General features: G+C 70.2%; 21 protein-coding genes and 1 pseudogene. 6 read left to right on the top strand and 16 right to left on the bottom strand.

Annotated elements, in window-relative coordinates; translation table 11 throughout:
- Positions 1–97 precede the first annotated feature (97 nt).
- Positions 98–529 (top strand): PIN domain-containing protein, encoded by a 432-nt coding sequence (locus ABDW21_RS10095; protein WP_343710400.1) that lies wholly within the window; start codon positions 98–100, stop codon positions 527–529.
- A 250-nt stretch (positions 530–779) separates the two neighbouring features.
- On the opposite strand, the pseudogene ABDW21_RS10090 reads toward ABDW21_RS10095, so the two are convergent.
- The 12 genes and pseudogenes from ABDW21_RS10090 to ABDW21_RS10035 form a co-directional block, all read right to left on the bottom strand.
- Positions 780–941 (bottom strand): annotated as a pseudogene (locus ABDW21_RS10090) (ISAzo13 family transposase); the annotation flags it as partial.
- 767 nt (positions 942–1708) lie between these two features.
- Complete coding sequence (locus ABDW21_RS10085; RefSeq protein ID WP_343599475.1) at positions 1709–2464, bottom strand: YebC/PmpR family DNA-binding transcriptional regulator; 756 nt, start codon at positions 2462–2464, stop codon at positions 1709–1711.
- 355 nt (positions 2465–2819) lie between these two features.
- Positions 2820–3416, bottom strand: a complete 597-nt coding sequence (gene pdxT, locus ABDW21_RS10080) for a pyridoxal 5'-phosphate synthase glutaminase subunit PdxT (protein WP_343710397.1) — start codon at positions 3414–3416, stop codon at positions 2820–2822.
- Positions 3413–4258 (bottom strand): acyl-CoA thioesterase II, encoded by an 846-nt coding sequence (tesB, locus tag ABDW21_RS10075; RefSeq protein ID WP_343599472.1) that lies wholly within the window; start codon positions 4256–4258, stop codon positions 3413–3415. The genes pdxT and tesB overlap by 4 nt, the downstream gene beginning before the upstream one ends.
- Before the next feature lie 42 nt (positions 4259–4300).
- Positions 4301–5212 carry a pyridoxal 5'-phosphate synthase lyase subunit PdxS gene (pdxS, locus tag ABDW21_RS10070; RefSeq protein ID WP_343599471.1) on the bottom strand — a complete coding sequence of 304 codons (912 nt, stop codon included), beginning with the start codon at positions 5210–5212 and terminating at the stop codon, positions 4301–4303.
- Positions 5213–5361: 149 nt separating this feature from the next.
- On the bottom strand, positions 5362–6366 hold the full coding sequence (locus tag ABDW21_RS10065; protein ID WP_343599516.1) for an NUDIX domain-containing protein: 1005 nt from the start codon (positions 6364–6366) through the stop codon (positions 5362–5364).
- A gap of 8 nt (positions 6367–6374) precedes the next feature.
- The gene (locus ABDW21_RS10060) at positions 6375–7499 is read right to left on the bottom strand and encodes a glycosyltransferase family 4 protein (protein WP_343599469.1); all 1125 of its coding nucleotides are present in this window, start codon (positions 7497–7499) and stop codon (positions 6375–6377) included.
- A gap of 55 nt (positions 7500–7554) precedes the next feature.
- Positions 7555–8496 (bottom strand): phosphatidylinositol mannoside acyltransferase, encoded by a 942-nt coding sequence (locus tag ABDW21_RS10055; protein ID WP_343710399.1) that lies wholly within the window; start codon positions 8494–8496, stop codon positions 7555–7557.
- Positions 8497–8501: 5 nt separating this feature from the next.
- Complete coding sequence (gene pgsA, locus ABDW21_RS10050) at positions 8502–9149, bottom strand: phosphatidylinositol phosphate synthase (protein WP_343710396.1); 648 nt, start codon at positions 9147–9149, stop codon at positions 8502–8504.
- Positions 9146–9715, bottom strand: coding sequence for an HIT domain-containing protein (locus tag ABDW21_RS10045; protein WP_343710398.1), 570 nt, complete (start codon positions 9713–9715; stop codon positions 9146–9148). Before ABDW21_RS10045 ends, pgsA begins: the two co-directional genes overlap by 4 nt.
- On the bottom strand, positions 9705–11795 hold the full coding sequence (gene thrS, locus ABDW21_RS10040; protein ID WP_343710395.1) for a threonine--tRNA ligase: 2091 nt from the start codon (positions 11793–11795) through the stop codon (positions 9705–9707). Before thrS ends, ABDW21_RS10045 begins: the two co-directional genes overlap by 11 nt.
- A gap of 78 nt (positions 11796–11873) precedes the next feature.
- Positions 11874–12746, bottom strand: coding sequence for an aldo/keto reductase (locus tag ABDW21_RS10035; RefSeq protein ID WP_343599465.1), 873 nt, complete (start codon positions 12744–12746; stop codon positions 11874–11876).
- Positions 12747–12785: 39 nt separating this feature from the next.
- On the opposite strand from ABDW21_RS10035, the gene ABDW21_RS10030 reads away from it, so the two are divergent.
- A complete protein-coding gene (locus ABDW21_RS10030) occupies positions 12786–13283 on the top strand; it encodes a DUF1990 domain-containing protein (RefSeq protein ID WP_343599463.1) in 498 nt (165 codons plus the stop codon).
- Here ABDW21_RS10030 and ABDW21_RS10025 read toward each other — a convergent pair.
- Genes ABDW21_RS10025 through fdxA form a run of 4 tightly spaced genes read right to left on the bottom strand, consistent with a single transcriptional unit; the run spans position 13265 to position 15118 of the window.
- Entirely contained in the window at positions 13265–13645 is a 381-nt protein-coding gene (locus ABDW21_RS10025; protein ID WP_343599461.1) for a cupin domain-containing protein, read from the bottom strand. The genes ABDW21_RS10030 and ABDW21_RS10025 overlap by 19 nt on opposite strands.
- Before the next feature lie 32 nt (positions 13646–13677).
- The gene (locus tag ABDW21_RS10020; protein WP_343710394.1) at positions 13678–14103 is read right to left on the bottom strand and encodes a hypothetical protein; all 426 of its coding nucleotides are present in this window, start codon (positions 14101–14103) and stop codon (positions 13678–13680) included.
- Entirely contained in the window at positions 14100–14765 is a 666-nt protein-coding gene (locus ABDW21_RS10015; protein WP_343710393.1) for a helix-turn-helix domain-containing protein, read from the bottom strand. Before ABDW21_RS10015 ends, ABDW21_RS10020 begins: the two co-directional genes overlap by 4 nt.
- Positions 14762–15118, bottom strand: a complete 357-nt coding sequence (fdxA, locus tag ABDW21_RS10010) for a ferredoxin (protein ID WP_343599455.1) — start codon at positions 15116–15118, stop codon at positions 14762–14764. The genes ABDW21_RS10015 and fdxA overlap by 4 nt, the downstream gene beginning before the upstream one ends.
- A gap of 186 nt (positions 15119–15304) precedes the next feature.
- Between fdxA and ABDW21_RS10005 the strand changes: the two genes are divergently transcribed.
- From ABDW21_RS10005 to ABDW21_RS09990, 4 genes are all read left to right on the top strand, one after another.
- A complete protein-coding gene (locus ABDW21_RS10005) occupies positions 15305–15901 on the top strand; it encodes a DUF2249 domain-containing protein (RefSeq protein WP_343599453.1) in 597 nt (198 codons plus the stop codon).
- Complete coding sequence (locus ABDW21_RS10000; protein WP_343599452.1) at positions 15901–16704, top strand: methyltransferase domain-containing protein; 804 nt, start codon at positions 15901–15903, stop codon at positions 16702–16704. Before ABDW21_RS10005 ends, ABDW21_RS10000 begins: the two co-directional genes overlap by 1 nt.
- Before the next feature lie 56 nt (positions 16705–16760).
- Positions 16761–17417 (top strand): DedA family protein, encoded by a 657-nt coding sequence (locus ABDW21_RS09995; protein WP_343599450.1) that lies wholly within the window; start codon positions 16761–16763, stop codon positions 17415–17417.
- Positions 17418–17705: 288 nt separating this feature from the next.
- Positions 17706–19112: hypothetical protein (locus ABDW21_RS09990; protein WP_343710392.1), on the top strand; the 1407-nt coding region annotated here is incomplete at its 3' end.

Below are 19112 nucleotides of genomic sequence, written 5' to 3'. Positions count from 1 at the left end.
CTACCTTGGAGGACATGCTCAGCGTGCGGGATAGGTTGCGTGAGAGCCGATTCCCCTGACAGCCGATTCCCCTGACAGCCGATTCCCCTGACAGCCGATTCCCCTGACAGCCGATTGCCCTGACACGCCGACCGCGCTGGTCGATACGAGCGTCGCACTCCCGGCGCTGTCCGAACTTCACGAGTTCCACGACGCCGCCTTCGATGCGGTCAGCGAACACCGAGCGGGAATCGCTGCTCACGCATTGTTTGAGACATATGCGGTGTTAACCCGCCACCCGGTCCTTCGCGTCGTGCCCGCCCAGGCGCTGGCCCTTCTGGACAGCACCTTCACACACAGGGCGGCGCTCACCGCGACGGCGACCGATCGTGCTCTCCAAGCGCTGGCCGCCGCTGGGATCGGCGGTAAGGCCACCTACGACGGCCTGGTCGCCGCTACAGCGGTCGAGGCCGGCCTGCCCCTCCTCACCCTTGATCGAAGAGCCCGCAGTACCTATGAAGCAGTCGGTGCCGACGTTCGCTACATCTGACTGCGAGGGCGCATCGGCGGTTGTGGTCACGGCCAGTCGCGGCCCGTGGGCTTGCCAGAGGGCTCCCACCGCAGGTCGGTGTCAAGCAGGTTTGCGCAATCCACAGGTAGCACGTTAGGGGCTACCACTGACGGGTGGAGACCATCGGGATTCGTGAACTGCGCCGGAACGCGAGCGCGTGGATGGCAAAGGCGAAGGCCGGACTGACCATCCACATCACCGACCGCGGCCGGCCCGTAGCCCTCGTCGTCACCGGTTTGCGACCGCCACCTGGCCGGCGTGTGCGGCCCAGCGGCTCTGACCCGGCGTCGAGCTCAGCGACACCCTTCGACACCGTCACCGCGCTCACCCCCGCCGCACGCGCAACCGTCTTGATCCCGCCATGACCCAACGCCCGTGCCCGAGCACCCATCACCAGCCGCCGCTGCCGCTCATCCAAATGCGATCGCACAGTGCGAATTCGGCCGCCAGCGACTCCTCCGAGCACAGGACTCCAGCCAGACCATGAACATGGTAGCCCAGAGATCAGAAGTAAACGTCATTGTGTAACGTGTCCTTACCCCCGTCGAGACCCCCGTGGAGCAAGCGCGCGAGAAGCTCATCACCCAAGGTTAATTGATCCCCGCTGCCGCACAACGAATTCCACTCCGCGCGGCCGATCTGGTCGAAAGTCGTTCGCTCACCGCGATCCGCGACGAGCAACGCGCCGACCGATGATCTACCTGGATACGTCGGCGACGGTGAAACGTGTCGCGGCTGAACAAGATTCAACGGCATTGATCGACTGGCTCAATGACCGTCCCGACGAAAACCTGGCCACCAGCGCCTCGGTGGCAGCCACCCTACTGCCCGCCGGGCTACACACCTTCGATGCGGTACACCTGGCCACTGCCGACACCGACAGGCGGGGGCTCACCGTGTTACGTGCCGACGAGGTTACGTGCCGACGAGCGCCGGCTGCTCGACGCCGCGGAGTCGCAAGGCCTGCCGACCGTCTCCCCGCCAGGCGACGCGGACGCCGGCTAGAACCGCGCTCGGGGAGATCGGCGCCGCACGAGGCGATCCCGTGGGGCGTGCGGGATGGCACACAGGCCGGCATGCGGCACCGGTCCTACCGACGCAGAACAGCCCACGATCAGGCCGCCATTTAGCTGGACGTGAGGCGCGCACGACGCCGACCTACTCCTCGTCCAGCGCCGCCAAGACCTCGCCGGAGACGTCGACGTTGGTGTAGACGTTCTGCACGTCGTCGCTGTCCTCCAGCGCGTCGACGAGCTTGAACACCTTACGGGCGCCGTCGAGGTCGACGGGCACGCTGACCGACGGCGCGAAGCTGGCTTCGGCGGAGTCGTAGTCGATGCCGGCGTCCTGCAGCGCAGAGCGCACCGCCACGAGGTCGCCGGGTTCGGTGATGACCTCGAAGCTGTCGCCGAGGTCGTTGACGTCCTCGGCGCCCGCGTCGAGCACCGCGGTGAGCACGTCGTCCTCGGTGAGGCCGTTCTTTTCCAGTGTGACGACGCCCTTGCGGGCGAACAGGTAGGCCACCGATCCGGGATCGGCCATGGTGCCGCCGTTGCGGGTCATCGCCACCCGCACCTCGCTGGCGGCGCGGTTGCGGTTGTCGGTCAGGCATTCGACCAGCACCGCCACCCCGCCCGGGCCGTAGCCCTCGTAGGTGATGGTCTGCCAGTCCGCGCCGCCGGCCTCCTCACCGGCGCCGCGTTTGCGGGCCCGCTCGATGTTGTCGTTGGGCACCGAATTCTTCTTGGCCTTCTGGATGGCGTCGTAGAGCGTCGGGTTACCCGCCGGGTCGCCGCCGCCGACCCGCGCCGCGACCTCGATGTTCTTGATCAGCCGGGCGAAGTTCTTGCCGCGCCGCGCGTCGACGACGGCCTTCTTGTGCTTGGTGGTGGCCCATTTGGAGTGGCCGCTCATCGGGTAATACCTCTTCTGTTGCCTGTTCTGTTGCCTGTTCTGTTGCCTGTTCTGTTGCCTGTTCTGTTACCTGCCGGAGTTCGCCCGACGAGTCTACGTGGCGAGCCGGCGCCGGTTGCCCGGCGCTCCTCGGGGTGCTGTGGGTCAACTCAGCAGCCCCGCACGTCACAGAAAATCCGGAGTAGTCCGATGTGCCCGCCTCACAGCGACAAGCCGGGCGGGCATTACCGCCCGATGGGTCGTTGCGTTGCACGCGCCGACCCGCCCACAGATTGTCGCTGTGAGCCGGGCAAACCTGCACAACCCGTCCTCGCGGTGACTCACGTGACAGACGGGGCCGCGGTGACCCCCGGGCTCACGCCGCCCCGGTCACCATGGCGACGAACAACCGGTGGATGCGGCGATCGCCAGTCATCTCCGGGTGAAACGCCGTCGCGAGCACCCGTCCCTGCCGCACCGCGACGACGTGGCCGGCCGCGCGGGCCAGCACCTGCACGCCGTCGCCGACACGCTCCACCCACGGCGCGCGGATGAACACCGCGTGCACCGGCCCGTCCAGGCCGGCGAACGCGATGTCACCTTCGAACGAATCGACCTGCCGTCCAAAAGCGTTGCGCCGCACAGTCATATCGATACCGAACAGCGGAACGGCCGCGCGGCCGCCCACTCCGGCGTCCAGGATCTCACTGGCCAACAGGATCATGCCGGCACACGCTCCGTAAGCCGGGAACCCGTCGGCCAGCCGCGTGCGCAACGGCTCCAGCAGGTCGAGCTCGCGCAGCAGCTGGCTCATGGTGGTCGACTCCCCGCCGGGGATGACCAGCGCGTCGACCGCGTCGAGCTCACGACGCCGGCGCACCGGCACCGGCGAAGCTCCGGCCTCCCGCAACGCCGCGACGTGTTCACGGGTGTCGCCCTGCAGCGCCAGCACCCCGATCCGCGGCCCGCTCACCCGCTCGCCGGACGAAGGTCGCGCTTGTAGCGGGTCAGGCCCTCCTGCATCACCGACGCGACCATGTCGCCGCCCCGGGTGAAAATCTTGCCCTGGGTCAGCGACCGGCCCCCGTACGCCGACGGCGAAGCCTGGTCGTAGAGCAGCCATTCGTCGGCCCGGAACGGGCGCATGAACCACATCGCGTGGTCCAGCGAGGCGACCTGCAGGTGCGGGCGCTCCTGCTCGTGGATCACCTGCGCCGAACCGAGCAGGGTCAGGTCGCTCATGTACGCCAACGCGCAGATGTGCAGGACCGGGTCGTCGGGCAGCGGGTCGCGATGGCGGAACCACACCTGCTGCTGGGCGGCCAGACCGGGCAGCAGCACCAGCTTCTCCCGCGGGACGATCCGCACATCCCACTCGTCGAACTGGCGGAACACGGCGTCGTCGAAGACCCTGATCGACGTGAGCGCCGGCAGGTCGTCCGGCGGCGGCGCCGACGGCATCACGTCCTGGTGCTCGATGCCGGTCTGGGCCGCCTGAAACGACGCCGACATCGAGAAGATCGTCTCGCCGTGCTGGACCGCGTTGACCCGCCGGGTGCAGAACGAGCCACCGTCGCGGATGCGTTCGATGAGAAAGATGGTGGGCGCTGTGGCGTCCCCCGGCCGCAGGAAATATCCGTGCAGCGAGTGCACGAGGTAACGCGGGTCGACCGTGCGCACCGCCGACACCAGCGACTGGCCGGCCACATGGCCGCCGAAGGTGCGCTGCCATGCGCTCGACTCGGCGTTGAACACCCTGCCGCGGTAGATGTTGACCTCGAGCTGCTCGAGGTCGAGGATCTTCTCGATCGCCACGCTATGACCGTCTGCTCTTCGCGCAAGCCCTCATCGCCGTTGTCACCAGCCGCGTTCGGCCAGGCGGTGCGGCGCTGCGATCTCCTCCACGTTGATGCCCACCATCGGCTCGCCCAGCCCCCGCGACACCCGGGCCAGCACGTCGGGGTCGTCGTAGAAGGTGGTGGCCTTGACGATCGCGGCCGCGCGCTGGGCGGGGTCGCCGGACTTGAAGATCCCCGAGCCGACGAAGACGCCCTCGGCGCCGAGCTGCATCATCATCGCGGCGTCGGCCGGGGTGGCGATCCCGCCGGCGGTGAATAGCGTCACCGGCAGCTTGCCGGCCCGCGCGACGTCGACGACGAGTTCGTGCGGCGCCCGCAATTCCTTTGCGGCCACGTATAACTCGTCGTCACTCAGCGAGGTCAGCCGACGGATCCCGCCGATGATCTCCCGCATGTGGGTGGTCGCGTTGGACACGTCGCCGGTGCCGGCTTCGCCTTTGGAGCGGATCATCGCAGCGCCTTCGCTGATGCGCCGTAGCGCCTCGCCGAGGTTGGTGGCCCCGCACACGAACGGCACGGTGAACTTCCACTTGTCGATGTGGTGGGTGTAATCGGCGGGCGTCAGCACCTCGGACTCGTCGACGTAGTCCACACCCAGGCTCTGCAGGATCTGCGCCTCGACGAAATGCCCGATACGCACCTTGGCCATCACCGGAATGGTCACCGCGGCGATGATGCCCTCGATCATGTCCGGGTCGCTCATCCGCGATACGCCGCCCTGGGCGCGGATGTCGGCGGGCACCCGTTCGAGGGCCATCACCGCGACGGCGCCCGCGCCTTCGGCGATGCGGGCCTGCTCGGGGGTGACGACGTCCATGATGACGCCGCCCTTGAGCATCTCGGCCATGCCGCGCTTGACCCGCGCGGTTCCGGTTTGCCCGGTGCCGTTCGACGACGCGGCGCTGTCCACTGCAAACTCTCCTTCACCTGGTAGTACGCCAGTCTAGTGGTGGCCGCCGGCCGGCTTTCTGCCCAGGTTGACCAGCCGCGCCTCCACCCGACTTGAAGCTGGTCGCACGCTCGACGCCGAACGTGAAGCTGGTTGCACGCTCGGCAGTGTCAGCGGATGGACTGCAGCGGGTGCGGGGCGCGGCTGCCGGCGAGCTCGGCGGCGTCGCCGAGCAGTTCGGGCAGCTGCAGCGGGTAGACCGTCTCACCGGCCGCCGCCAACGCGGCGATGTCGTGCGCGTCGCACCAGCGAGCGCAGTGGATGTAGCGGCGTTCCAGCTCGGTCCGCCCGGCCGCTGACGGCTCGAACCTGCGGGTGCGGTGGACGAAGAAGAATTCCTGGCTGTCGATCACCGAGCCGTTGAAGTCGAAGACCTCCTCACGCCGCCAGACCGGGCCGACCAGGTCGGCGGGGTCCACCCGTAAACCGGTCTCCTCGGCCAGCTCGCGGGCGGCGGCGTCGGCCAGCGGCTCGCCAGGCCGCACCTGACCCCCGACGGTGAACCACCAGCGCGGCACGGGTCGATCAGTACCCTGCGACGCCGCCGGGTCGGACCCGCACAGCAGCAGCACCGCGCCGGTGTCGTCGAGCAGCACCACCCGCGCCGATATCCGCGGCCGGGACGGCGCATGACCGTGCGGCCGCTCGACGATCTCGAAATAGCTTGGCAGCGTGGCTCTTCCGCCCAGTCGAAGCAGGCGCACCACGGGTCGATCACCCAGCGCCAGGGCGTCGCGGACGGCGTCGTTGTGGAATCGCCGGGCCAGCAGCACCCGGGCCTCGGCGTCGGCCAGTTCGGCCACCAGGGCCGGCGGCAACGACGCCGGGTCGACCGTCGCCAGCGCCGCCGAGAGCTCGTTTTCGCACGCCTCGCGGTCGTGGCGGGCCGCCCGTTCGGCGGCGTCGGCCAGCGCCGCCAACCTCGGGCCCTCCGCGGCGCCGCCGTGCGCGGCCACCGCGCGGGCCACCACGGCGCGCCGGGCCAACGCGGAGTCCAGCGCCTGCCAGGACAGGTCGTGACGGACGTGCAGCCGGTCCAGCCGGTTGGCCGTCTGGTACACCCAGGCGCTGAACGCCGCCAGCACCGCGAGCAGCACCGCGACCGCGACGACGATCCCGACCGTCAACTCGCCACCTGCACCTTGCCCCCGGAGCCGGCGACCGTCTCGTACACCCGCATGATCTGGTCGGCCACCACCGGCCAGTCGTAGCGGCGCACCGCGTCGGCGCCCGCCGCGACGTAGCGTCCGGCCAGCACGTCGTTCTCCAGCACCGCGATCAGCCCGTCGGCCAGCGCGGCCGGATCGCCTACCGCCACCAGCCGCCCGGCTGCGCCGTCGCGCAGCACCCGCCGGAACGCATGCAGGTCGCCGGCCACCACCGGGGTGCCCGCGGCCATCGCCTCGACCAGCACGATGCCGAAACTCTCTCCCCCGGTGTGCGGCGCGCAGTAGACGTCGGCGCTGCGCAGCGCCGACGCCTTCCCGGCGTCGTCGACCTGGCCGAGAAAGCGGATGTGGCGCATCAATCCGCCGGCCTTGGCGCGCAATTCGTCTTCGTCGCCGGTGCCGACGACGAGCACCTGCACATCACCGAAGCGCCGCACCAGCCGCGGCAGCGCGTCGAGCAGCACCGTCATGCCCTTGCGGGGCTCGTCGTAGCGGCCCAGGAACAGCACCGTCTTACCCGGCCGCGGGTAGCCGTCCAGCAGCGGCGCCGACGCGAACGCGGCCACGTCCACGCCGTTGGGAATCTCCACCGCGTCCGAGCCCAGCGCCTCCATCTGCCAGCGCCGGGCCAGGTCGGACACCGCGATCCGGCCGACGATCTTCTCGTGCCAGGGCCGCAGCACCCCCTGGAACACCGACAACGTCAGCGATTTGGTGGTCGACGTGTGGAAGGTCGCCACGATCGGGCCCTCGGCCACCCGTAGCGCCCACATCGACAGGCTGGGCGCGTTGGGCTCGTGCAGGTGCAGAACGTCGAAGTCGCCCTGCGTGAGCCACCGTTTGACCCTGCCGTGCACCGCGGGGCTGAACTTCAGCCGCGCCACCGAGCCGTTGTAGGGAATCGGGACGGCTTTGCCGGCGGAGACGACGTAGTCGGGCAGGTCGACGTGCGGCGACGACGGCGCCAGCACGCTGACGCGATGCCCGCGGGCGCGCAGCACCGCGGCGAGCTGCAGCACATGCGACTGCACCCCGCCGGGCACGTCGAACGAGTACGGACACACCATGCCGATGCGCATCAGGGCGCCCCCAATCCGGCCCGTCGCTGCTCGGGCCCAATTGCCCGGCTGCTCCTCATCGCGCTGCGCGCTCTGCATCGTCGCCGGGCCGCAGGTCGGCCAGCCATTGCGGCTGCAGCATATGCCAGTCGGCAGGGTATGCGGCGATGTTGCCGGCGAACCGGTCGGCCAGCGCCTGAGTGGTGGCGCCGACATCAGCGCCGGCGCAGTCCAGTTCGGGATAGATCTCGAATCCCCAGCCGTCGCGCTCGAACCAGCCGTGCACCGGCAGCAGCGCCGCCCCGGTCTCGATCGCCAGCTTGGCCGGTCCGGCCGGCATCCGGGTGGCTTCGCCGAAGAAGTCCACCTGGACTCCGGTGCGGGTGAGGTCGCGCTCGGCCATCAGGCACACGATCCTGTTGTCGCGCAGGCGTTCGCAGAGCAGCTGGAACGGTGGCCGCCCGCCCCCGGACAGTGGCAGCACCTCGAAGCCCAGGCTCTCCCGATAGTCGATGAAGCGCCGGTACAGCGACTCGGGTTTCAGCCGCTCGGCGACGGTGGTCAGGCCGCCATGAGCCTGTACCACCCACACCCCGGCCATGTCCCAGTTGCCGCTGTGCGGCAACGCCAGCACCGCGCCGCGCCCGGCGGCCAGCGCCACCTCCAGATGCTCCTGGCCGCGCACCGAGTCGTGCAGCTGCCGGCCCAGCGTGCGGTGGTCCATCGCCGGCAGCCGGAAGGCCTCCCGCCAGTACCGGGCGTAGGACGCCAACGACGCGCGCATCAGCGAGCCGGGCACGTCGGCGGGTGGCAGGCCGACGACTCGGGCCAGGTTCTTGCGCAGCTGCTCCGGCCCGCCGCCCAGCGACGCGTAGAGCGCACCGGCGTCGAAGGCGCTGCGGGCGGCGAACTCCGGCATGGCGCGCACCATCGCCCAGCCGGCCGCGTATCCCCAGTCCGTGATCCGGCTGCCCAGCGGGAAGCTGCGCACACCGGGCACCTTCAGACCCCCCGGCAGCGCGATCACGGCTGGCTCTGCCCCGGCCGGTGCAGTGGCTCCGCCGCCCCGGACGACCGCCGCACGGTGCGCAGCCGCTGCGCGCAGGTGATCACGCTGGCCACCGCCAGCAGCCACACCGCCGCGGGCAGCGCCCACGGCAGCGGGTACACCGGCAGGTCGGACAATGCCGCCCCGACCAGCACGATGATCAACCGCTCCGGCCGCTCGATGAAACCGCCGTCGCCGCGCAGCCCGCTGGCCTCCGCGCGGGCCTTGATGTAGGAGATGACCTGCGACGTGACCAGGCAGATCAGCGTGGCCGCCACCAGCGGCCGGCTGTGCAGCCCGAAGGCTGCCCACCACGCCAGCCCGCAGAACACCGCGCCGTCGCTGATCCGGTCGCAGGTGGCATCCAGCACCGCACCGAAGCGGCTGCCACCGCCGCTTGCCCGCGCCATCGCCCCGTCCAGCAAGTCGAACATGACGAAAAACCAGATCACCAACACGCCCACGAACAACCGGCCGGTCGGAAACAGCGTCACCGCGGCCGCGACGGCGGCCGCGGTGCCGACGATCGTGACAGCGTCTGCGGTCAAGCCGGCCCGCAGCAACGCCCGCGCCAACGGAGTGGTGACGCGGGCTACCCCGTCGCGGGACAGCAGCTTGCTCACGGCTGTTTCGCCCATTCGGCGGCCAGCAGCCGACGGGTGTCGCGCAGCAGCTGCGGGATGACCTTGGAGTCGCCGATCACCGTGATGAAGTTGGCGTCGCCGCCCCAGCGCGGCACGACGTGCACGTGCAGGTGCTCGGCCAGCGAGCCGCCCGCCGACGTCCCCAGGTTCATCCCGACGTTGAAGCCGTGCGGCCGGGACACCCCCTTGATGACACGAATAGCCTTCTGCGTGAAGGCCATCAGCTCCGCGCTCTCCTTGTCGGTGAGGTCCTCCAGTTCGGACACCCGCCGGTAGGGCACCACCATCAGGTGGCCCGGGTTGTAGGGGTACAGGTTGAGCACCGCGTAGACGAGTTCGCCGCGGGCGACCACCAGGCCGTCCTCGTCGGACAGCTGCGGAATGTCGGTGAACGGCTGCGCCGGGTCGGAGTCGTCGCGCCGCAGCGGCGCCTCGGCCAGGTAGCTCATCCGGTAGGGCGTCCACAGCCGCTGCAGGTGGTCGGAATCGCCGACGCCTCTGTCGATGATCGCCTCGTCGCGCCCGCGCTCGTCGTCAGCCACGATCGGCCACCTTCACCAGATCTGCTGTCGGAGCGACGTTTTCGCGATCAGCGATCCATGTCACGATGGCCGCGACGGCCTCGTCGCGGGGCACCCCGTTGACCTGCGTGCGGTCGCCGAACCGGAAGCTGACCGCACCGGCGGCGACGTCGCGGTCGCCGGCCAGCAGCATGAACGGCACCTTCTGGTTGGTGTGGTGGACGATCTTCTTGGCCATCCGGTCGTCGCTGTCGTCCACCTCGACCCGCACGCCCAGCGACTTCAGTTGGCCCGCAACATCTTCCAGATACGGCAGGTGACTCTCCGCAACCGGGATACCCACCACCTGCGTCGGCGCCAGCCACGCCGGGAACGCGCCGGCGTAGTGCTCGGTGAGGATGCCGAAGAACCGCTCGATCGACCCGAACAGCGCGCGGTGGATCATCACCGGCCGCTGCCGGGTGCCGTCGGCGGCGGTGTACTCCAGTTCGAAGCGCTCCGGGAAGTTGAAGTCCACCTGGATCGTCGACATCTGCCAGTTGCGGCCCAGGGCATCGCGGGCCTGTACGGAGATCTTGGGGCCGTAGAACGCCGCGCCACCCGGGTCGGGCACCAGCTGCAGGCCGGACTCGGCCGCCACCTGCGCCAGCGCCTGGGTGGCTTCCGCCCACATCTGCTCGGCGCCCACGAACTTGTCCGGGTCCTTGGTGGACAGCTCCAGGTAGAAGTCGGTCAGCCCGTAGTCGCCGAGCAGCTCGAGCACGAACCGCAGCAGCGACGCCAGTTCGCCGTGCAGCTGCTCGCGGGTGCAGAAGATGTGCGAGTCGTCCATGGTGAAGCCGCGCGCCCGGGTCAGGCCGTGTACCACACCGGACTTCTCGTAGCGGTACACGGTGCCGAACTCGAAGAGCCGCAACGGAAGTTCGCGATACGACCGCCCGCGGGCCCGGTAGATCAGGGTGTGCATCGGGCAGTTCATCGGCTTGAGGTAGTAGTCCTGACCGGGTTTGCGCAGGGTCCCGTCGTCGTTGTATTCGGCGTCGAGGTGCATCGGCGGGTACATGCCGTCGGCGTACCAGTCCAGGTGCCCGGAGGTGTGGAACAGCTGCGCCTTGGTGACGTGCGGAGTGGTCACGAACTCGTAGCCGGCCTGGATGTGCCGGCGCCGCGAATACTCTTCCAGCTCGCGGCGCACGATGCCGCCTTTCGGGTGGAAAACCGCCAGGCCGGAACCGATTTCGTCGGGGAAGCTGAACAGGTCCAGTTCGGCGCCGAGTTTGCGGTGGTCGCGGCGCTGGGCTTCGTCCAGCAGGGTCAGGTGGTGTTCCAGCGCGTCCTGCGACTCCCACGCGGTGCCGTAGATGCGTTGCAGGCTGGCGTTGTTCTGGTTTCCGCGCCAGTAAGCGGCCGAGCTGCGGGTCAGGGTGAACGCCGGGATATGACGGGTGGTCGGGATGTGCGGGCCGCGGCACAGGTCGCCCCAAACCCGTTCCCGGGTGCGGGGATTGAGGTTGTCGTAGGCGGTGAGCTCGCCATTGCTGCCCGGGGGGGCGACCTCCATCACCGCAGGGTCACCGGACTTGTCGTCGACGAGTTCGAGCTTGTAGGGCTCGTCGGCCAGCTCCGCGCGGGCCGCCTCGATGGACTCATACACCCGGCGGGAGAACAGCTGTCCGTCCCTGACGATCTGGCGCATCCGCTTCTCCAGCGCCTCCAGGTCTTCGGGGGTGAAGGGTTCGGCGACGTCGAAGTCGTAGAAGAAGCCGTCGGTGATCGGAGGTCCGATGCCGAGCTTGGCGTGCGGGAACAAGTCTTGGACGGCCTGAGCCAGCACATGGGCGCAGGAGTGCCGGATAACGCTGCGGCCGTCGTCGGTGTCGGCCGCCACCGGCACGACGTCGGTGTCGGCGTCGGGAACCCAGCTCAGGTCGCGCAGTGTCCCCTGGGCGTCGCGCACCACCACGATCGCGTCGGGCGCACCGCGGCCGGGCAGGCCCGCGTCGCGCACCGCGGCCGCCGCTGCCGTCCCCGCGGGCACTCGGATCGGGGCGGGCTGTGCTGACGTCATCGCGGGTGTTCTCCAGTCGGTCGAATCGACGACCATGCTAGTTTCCCGCGAAAGTGCAACCACCGACGGTTCCACTCGCGAAATGCGTCGTGGAATGCACTTTCGCGGCACCGGTCAGGTGTTCTGAGCGCCCGCAGCCGCCACGGCGTCGAACTCGTCGTCGGAGAGCGTGATCTCGGCGGCGGCCACGTTCTCCTCCAGATGCGCCACGCTCGACGTGCCCGGGATCGGCAGCATCGCCGGCGACCGCCGCAGCAGCCAGGCCAACGCCAGTTGCGACGGCGTCGCGTGATGGTCGGCGGCGATCCGCGCCAGCGGCCCGTCCGGTTTGGCCAGCGGGCCGGCGGCGAGCGGGAACCACGGGATGAAGCCGATGCCCTGGCCGGCGGCGGCATCCAACAGCGGTTCGGCGGCGCGGTCGGCCAGGTTGTACCGGTTCTGCACCGAGGCGATCGGCGTGATCTGCCGGGCCGCAGTCACGTGGTCGACGTCGACGTTGGACAGGCCGATATGACGGATCTTGCCCTCGGCCTGCAGCGCGGCCAGTTCGCCGACCTGGTCGGCCAGCGGGAAGTTGCGGTCGATGCGGTGCAGCTGGAACAGGTCGATGCGATCCACCGCGAGGCGCCGCAGGCTCATCTCGCATTCCTGCCGCAGGTAACTCGGGTTGCCCAGCGGGATCCAGACGTCGGGCCCGGTGCGCAGCAGCCCGGCCTTGGTGGCGATCACCACACCGTCGTAGGGATGCAGCGCCTCGCGGATGATCTCCTCGGACACGTACGGGCCGTAGGAGTCGGCGGTGTCGATGAAGTCGACGCCGAGTTCGGCGGCGCGGCGCAACACCCGGACCGCCGCGCCGCGGTCCGGCGGCTCGCCCCACACCCCTGTGCCGGTCAGCCGCATCGCGCCGAAACCCAGCCGGTTGACCGTCAGATCGCCGCCGAGGCGGAACGTTCCGGCTGCCTGGGCGACGCCTCGTCTGGTCATCCGCACGACCGTACCCCGCGCGCGTGCCAAGCTGAGCGTGTGGACCTGCACAGCCTCACCGAGCTGCCGTTCAGCTACCCGGAGGTCGGCGCCACCGCCGGCCCACCGCCTCCGGGGTATCACCACCTGAGCGTCTCGAAGCAGATCGGCTCCGGTCAACGGCGTTTCGACGCCGCCGCCGACGCGGTGCTGCGCTGGGGCATGCAGCGCGGCGCGGGCCTGCGGGTGACGGCCGGCAGCGAGGTCGCCGCGGCCGGCACGGTGGTGCTGGTCGGCATCGGTTTCCTGCGCGCGCCGTGCCGGGTGGTGTACGTCGTCGACCAACCCGGCCTGCGCGGATTCGCCTACGGCACGCTGCCCGGGCATCCCGAGTCGGGCGAGGAACGGTTCACCGTGCGCCGCGACCCGCACACCGCGGCGGTGTTCGCGGAGGTGTCGTCGTTCTCCCGGCCGGCGACCTGGTGGAGCAGAGCGGGCGGGCCGCTCGCGCGGTCGGCCCAGCGCCTGATCGCCGCCCGCTACGTGCGCGCGGTGTAGCCGCCGGCAACGGGCGCCCGCTGGGCGGAGGGGATGGTCTTCACCACGGTGAGAATCACCACCGAGTCCTCGACGGATTCCAGGGCGTGCCGGCTCGGCGGGATCGTGACGTAGTCGCCCGCCCGGCCGTCCCACGCCTCGTCGCCGGCGGTGAGCCGCACGTGGCCCCGCAACACCTGCAGGGTCGCTTCGCCGGGGCTGTCGTGTTCGGCCAACCCCTGCCCGGCGGCCAGCGCCACCACCGTCTGGCGCAGCTCGAGCGCATGGCCGCCGTGGATGGTGTGGGCGGCCCTGCCGCTGTGCGCCTGGCGTGCCTGCGCCAGCTGTTCGTCGGCGAGGGTGGTGAGCGATATCGACTCCATCGGCGATCCTTACTCTCGGTGGTCGGCTGACCTCAGCTGGACAGCAACAGGGCCCCGGCCGCGGCCAACGCGACCACCTTGACCAGCTCGAGGCCGACGTAGGCGTGATGGGCGCGGGACCGGGGCGCATCGTGGCCGGCCAGGATCTTGTCGTAACGGCGGTTCAACCGGGGTCGCACCGCTCCGAGCTGCAGGGCCAACGCGGCGAATGCGACGATGAACGCCGCCGTGGCGCCCGCCGGCGGGCGGCTGGCCGTCGCGGCGAGCACGACGACGACCGCGAAAACCATCTCCGCAGTGTTGAGCGCCCGGAAGACCAGGCGGCCGATGCCGAGCCCGATCTGCAACGTCACGCCGGGTGCGCGGAATTTCAGCGGCGCCTCCAGGAACGAGATCGCGGCCACCATTCCCAGCCACAGGAAGGTGACGGCCACCGCAACAGCCGTTCCGGCGCTCATGTGGCGGCTCCCGGCCCGGTGTGCACCGTCAGGTGCGTCAGGCACAGATCCGGTTCGACGAAGGCCTCCAGCCGGTCCACGCTGACCGGGGAGTTCCAGGCTTCCAGCGCGCCCTGCATGAGCCCGAGGTGGATCGGGCAGACGACGGCGCCGCGCGTTTCGGCGAGCTCGAGGAACGGGCAGTGCCGCAGGCCGAGCTCGGTCTGTCCCCGCCGCTCGGGTTCGAACCCGAGCTCGTCGAGCACACCCAGCAAGCGGCTGATCGCCTCCTCCGGTCCGGCATCACCCATGGCCGGCTCTTGCAGCTGCTTCGCCCAGGCCCGGCCGGTGGCCCGCGCCTTGGCGGCCGGGTCGGGGTCGGCGGCGAAACCCATGGTGAGGATCTCGGCCAGCAACTGGTAGTGCCGCTGCCCGCCCGGGTCCATCTGTCGGATCGCCTCAAACAGCAGCGGTGGCCGGCCCGGCCGTTTGCGGTCCGGCGCGACGTGCCGCACCCGGCCTTCGGCGAGCAGGACACCCAGATGGAAGCGAACGGTGTTGGGATGCACGCCGAGTTCGTCGGCGATCTCGACGATGCTCATCGGGGCGGTGGCCGCCTTCAGCGCCCGCAGCACATCGGGGCGTCGGCCGGTGCGTTCTTCCGATCCGGTGATATCGCTCATTCTCCTCGTGTTTCGTCGCGTCGCGGCAGGCTCGCCACCAACGGCGTGTCGACGCCAAGCGGTCCGAGTTTGGCGGCCCCCCCGGGCGACCCGAGCGGCTCGTCGCAGCCGTCGAGCGTCTCGGAGAAGAACGCTGCGTTGTCGGCCAGGTAGGGCTGCAGGTTGTCGGGCAGGTCGTCCTCATAGTAGATGGCCTGGACCGGGCACACCGGCTCGCATGCGCCACAGTCCACGCACTCGTCCGGGTGGATGTACAGAGCGCGGCCGCCTTCGTAGATGCAGTCGACCGGACATTCTTCGACGCAGGCGCGGTCCATGACGTCTACGCAGGGTTCGCCAATCACATACGCCATGATTCCGCACTTTACACAGTATTTGTTGTAAAAACTAGGCAGCGTCGCCCGGCGAGTGTCCGGCGCCCGCACCCGGCCTGACGAAGACCGTCGCGACAACGGTAGGGCAGGCTTCCCTATCGCGCCGGGTTGAGCTAGTGTTTGCACAAGAATTCTTGTAAAAACAATCGAGAGGTGCGAAAACCCATGGCCGACATCGAACTTGACGTCCGAGAGCTCCGCAAGCCGGACAAGCACCCGACCATCTTCGCCACCTACGCCGATCTCCCGGTCGGAGGGTCGTTCGTGCTCGTCAACAACCACGACCCCAGACACCTGCACGACGAGTTCGACACCGAGCACGCCGGCGGCTACGGCTGGGAGTACCTCGACAAGGGCCCCACGGTGTGGCGGATCCGGATCAGCAAGCTCGCCGGCACCCCGCTCCCCCGCATCCTGGCCAACACCGGCGACGCAGCCAACGACCCCGATCTGACCGGGGCGGTGTGGAAGCTGGAGGTCCGCGAACGCGACCTCGACTCGAACATCATCGCGCTGGCGCCGGGCGGCGGGATCGCCGCCCACACCGGGGCCGACGTCGACGTGCTGATCCACGTGCTGGCCGGCAGCGGCCGGCTGAGCACCGAGCAGAGCGAGATCGACTTGGCCCCCGGCGCCCTGCTGTGGCTGCCGAAACGCTCCCGGCGCCAGTTCAGCGCCGGCCCGCAGGGCTTGCGGTACCTGACGGTGCACCAGAAGCGGGAAATCCTGCCGCTGACCCCGACGGTGCGGGCGGCGGTGTGATGAGCCACGAGACGCTGCCCTGGCCGGAGCGCGCCGACGACGCCGTGCAGGGCCACTGGCTGCTGGCGCGCCTGGGTAAGCGGGTGCTGCGCCCGGGCGGCATCGGTCTGACCCGCTGGATGCTGACGCGTGCCGTCATGCACGGTGCGGACGTGCTGGAGTTGGCGCCCGGGCTGGGCCGCACCGCGACCGAGATCATCGCCCGAGAGCCCCGCTCCTACGTCGGAGCCGAACAGGACCCCGATGCGGCCCGGTCGGTCGCCGCCATCGTCGCCGGACACGGCGACATCCGGGTCGCCGACGCTGCCGACACCGGACTGCCCGCCGCAACCAGGGACGTCGTCGTCGGCGAGGCGATGCTGACGATGCAGACCGACCCGGCCAAGCAGGCCATCGTGGCCGAGGCGGCGCGGGTGCTGCGGCCCGGCGGGCGCTACGCCATCCACGAACTCGCGCTGACACCGGACACCATCGCCGAAGACGTCAAGGCCGACGTCCGGCAGTCGCTGGCCCGCGCCATCAAGGTCAACGCCCGCCCGCTCACGGTGGCCGAATGGACACAACTGCTCGCCGGCGCCGGGTTGGTTGTCGACGCCGTGGAGACCGCCCCGATGGCGCTGCTGCAGCCGCGCCGCCTGGTCGCCGACGAAGGTCTGCCGGGAGCGTTGCGGTTTGCCAAGAACCTGCTGACCCACCCCGACGCCCGCCGCCGCGTGCTGATCATGCGCCGCACGTTCCGCACCTACCGCGACCGGTTGATCGCCGTCGCGATCGTCGCCCACAAGCCTGCGAGCGGCTGCTAGACGGGAGGCGGCTGCGCCGGCGGGCGTTGCCGCGCGGGGTCGGGCAAGCTTGTCCCATGGACGTCGACGCCCTGCTGCACTCGATCCCGCCGCTGCTGGTGTACGTCGTGGTCGGCGCCGTGATCGGGATGGAGAGCCTGGGCATCCCGCTGCCGGGTGAGATCATGCTGGTCGGTGCGGCGCTGTTGTCATCGCGCCATGAGCTGGCCGTCAACCCGATCGGCGTCGGTGCCGCCGCCGTGATCGGCGCCGCGGTTGGCGACTCGATCGGCTACTCGATCGGCCGGCGGGTCGGCATGCCGCTGTTCGACTGGCTCGGCCGGCGGTTCCCGCGCCACTTCGGCCCCGGACACGTCGCCCTGGCCGAGCGCCTCTTCACCCGCTGGGGTGCGCACGCGGTGTTCTTCGGGCGCTTCATCGCGCTGCTGCGGATCTTCGCCGGACCGCTGGCCGGGGCGCTGAAGATGCCCTACCCGCGGTTCCTGGCCGCCAACGTCACCGGGGCGCTGTGCTGGGCGGGCGGCACCACGGCGTTGGTCTACTTTGCCGGAATCGCCGCCGAACGCTGGCTGGAGCGGTTCTCCTGGATCGCTCTGGTGGTCGCCGTGGTGGGCGGGGTAGGCGCGGCGGTCCTGCTGCGCAAACGTACCGCGCGCGTCATCGCCGAGCTGGCGGCCGAGCGTGCCCGGGAATCCGGGCACGCTCCCGCATAGCCGGGCCACACGACCACCGCACGTCCTGCAGGCCGCACTGGTCGACGCGATACAGCCGCCGGGCGCGGGCCACTGATGTGGCAACCGGGTCGGCCCGGCCCACGGACGGCCCGAAATCTGAGCCTCGGCGGCGAAGGCACGCACAGTCGGCTCATAGAAATCGCAAAGCGACCGGCTAAGACCGGCCGGTAACGTCGCGTAGTGCAGCGACGACGAACCAGATGACGGCCCGAGCGGCGCAATCCTCCGCCCGACCGTGGCCGGCTCGCAAACAACTTTGGAGGAGCAGTGGACATCGCACTCGGGGTATCGATGGCACCCACGGCGATCCGCATGGTGCTGGTCGAGGGTGAAAATGCCGACGGCGTCACGATCGAGGAAGACAGCTTCGACGTGTGCGCCGCTGACGACCCGGCGACCGTGCGCCCATCCGATCAGGTCGTCTCGGCGATCCTGGGCACGCGCGAAGGCGCCGTCGAAGGCGGCTACCGGCTGGCGTCGACCGGGGTGACCTGGACCGACCCCGTCGACGCCGCCGCGCTGCACGACGTGCTGGCCGGGCGCAAGATCGAGAACGTCATGCTGGTCTCGGCGTTTCTGGCAGCCGCCGCACTGACCCAAAACGTCGGGCAGGCAATGGGTTACGCGCGTACCGCGATGCTGGTCGTCGAACCGGACACCGCCACCCTGGCCATCGTCGACTCCGCCGACGGTTCGATCACCGACGTGGTGCGCCGACCGCTCCCAGACGCCGACGTCACTGCCGAGTTGGCCGCGATGCTGGCCGGCCTGGACGCGCTCGACACCCGCCCGGCGGGACTGTTCGCGGTGGGGTGCGGCGTCGACATCGCACCGATCAAGCCCGCGCTGGAGGCGACGACGTGGCTTCCGGTCAGCCTGCCCGAGGAGCCGGAAACCGCGCTGGCCCGCGGTGCGGCGCTGGCGGCGGCGAACGCGCCGCTGTTCTCGTCGTCGACCGACGCGTTGGCCTACGCGCAAGATCCCGGCACCGGCCAGGTGGACCTGTACGCCCTCGGTTACCTCGGTGTGCCAGGTGTGTGGGCCGGCGGTGAGCCTGGCGAGGACGACCTCGCCTACAGCGCCGTTCCCGACGACGCCGACGCCGCGACGACCGAGGCGGGGCCCGCCGCCGACGGTTCCGACGCCCGCCAACTACGGTCTCGGCCGGGCCTGTTGGTCGGGAGCGCGCTGGCCGTGGTCGCCGTGACGGCGGCGCTGGCGCTGGAGATCGCGCTGGGATGGGGGATCCGACCGACCGTCGCACTCCAACCCGACCCGGGTCAACACCTCGTCGTACCTGCCCAAGCTGCTCCCCCGGCACCGGCGCGGGTACCGGTACCGCAGTCGCGAACAGTTGTGCCCACGCCCGCGATACACCCGGCGCGGGCGGTGCCGCCGGTGAGCGTGCCGGTTGCCGCACTGCCGGTGCCCGCCGCACCACCGGTGCCGGTTCCGTTGCCCGCGGCGCCAGTGCGCATCCCTCTTCCGGTGACGGCACCCGCGGCGCCGGTGCCCCTCCCTATCCCGCTGCCGATCCCGATGGGACTACCCGGCGCGCGGGTCCAGGCGCCGGTACACCTGCCCACACCCCCGGTACACCTGCCCACACCGCCGATGCACCTGCCCACCCCGCCGATGCACCTGCCCACACCCCCGGTCCGTGCACCGGCACCC

The sequence above is a fragment of the Mycobacterium sp. genome (genome assembly GCF_039583805.1).
In the GTDB taxonomy this organism is placed as follows: Bacteria; Actinomycetota; Actinomycetes; order Mycobacteriales; family Mycobacteriaceae; genus Mycobacterium.
This window is presented reverse-complemented; position numbering and strand designations above follow the sequence as displayed.

Excerpts from the sequence above, each read along its gene's own strand:
- ABDW21_RS10015 (WP_343710393.1), bottom strand. The coding sequence starts at position 14,765 with ATGAGCGATATCACCGGATCGGAAGAACGCACCGGCCGACGCCCCGAT.
- thrS (WP_343710395.1), bottom strand. The coding sequence starts at position 11,795 with ATGGTCGTCGATTCGACCGACTGGAGAACACCCGCGATGACGTCAGCA.
- ABDW21_RS10025 (WP_343599461.1), bottom strand. The coding sequence starts at position 13,645 with ATGGAGTCGATATCGCTCACCACCCTCGCCGACGAACAGCTGGCGCAG.
- ABDW21_RS09995 (WP_343599450.1), top strand. The coding sequence starts at position 16,761 with ATGGACGTCGACGCCCTGCTGCACTCGATCCCGCCGCTGCTGGTGTAC.
- fdxA (WP_343599455.1), bottom strand. The coding sequence starts at position 15,118 with ATGGCGTATGTGATTGGCGAACCCTGCGTAGACGTCATGGACCGCGCC.
- ABDW21_RS10060 (WP_343599469.1), bottom strand. The coding sequence starts at position 7,499 with ATGCGCATCGGCATGGTGTGTCCGTACTCGTTCGACGTGCCCGGCGGG.
- ABDW21_RS10085 (WP_343599475.1), bottom strand. The coding sequence starts at position 2,464 with ATGAGCGGCCACTCCAAATGGGCCACCACCAAGCACAAGAAGGCCGTC.
- ABDW21_RS10020 (WP_343710394.1), bottom strand. The coding sequence starts at position 14,103 with ATGAGCGCCGGAACGGCTGTTGCGGTGGCCGTCACCTTCCTGTGGCTG.
- ABDW21_RS10005 (WP_343599453.1), top strand. The coding sequence starts at position 15,305 with ATGGCCGACATCGAACTTGACGTCCGAGAGCTCCGCAAGCCGGACAAG.
- ABDW21_RS10000 (WP_343599452.1), top strand. The coding sequence starts at position 15,901 with ATGAGCCACGAGACGCTGCCCTGGCCGGAGCGCGCCGACGACGCCGTG.
- ABDW21_RS10035 (WP_343599465.1), bottom strand. The coding sequence starts at position 12,746 with ATGACCAGACGAGGCGTCGCCCAGGCAGCCGGAACGTTCCGCCTCGGC.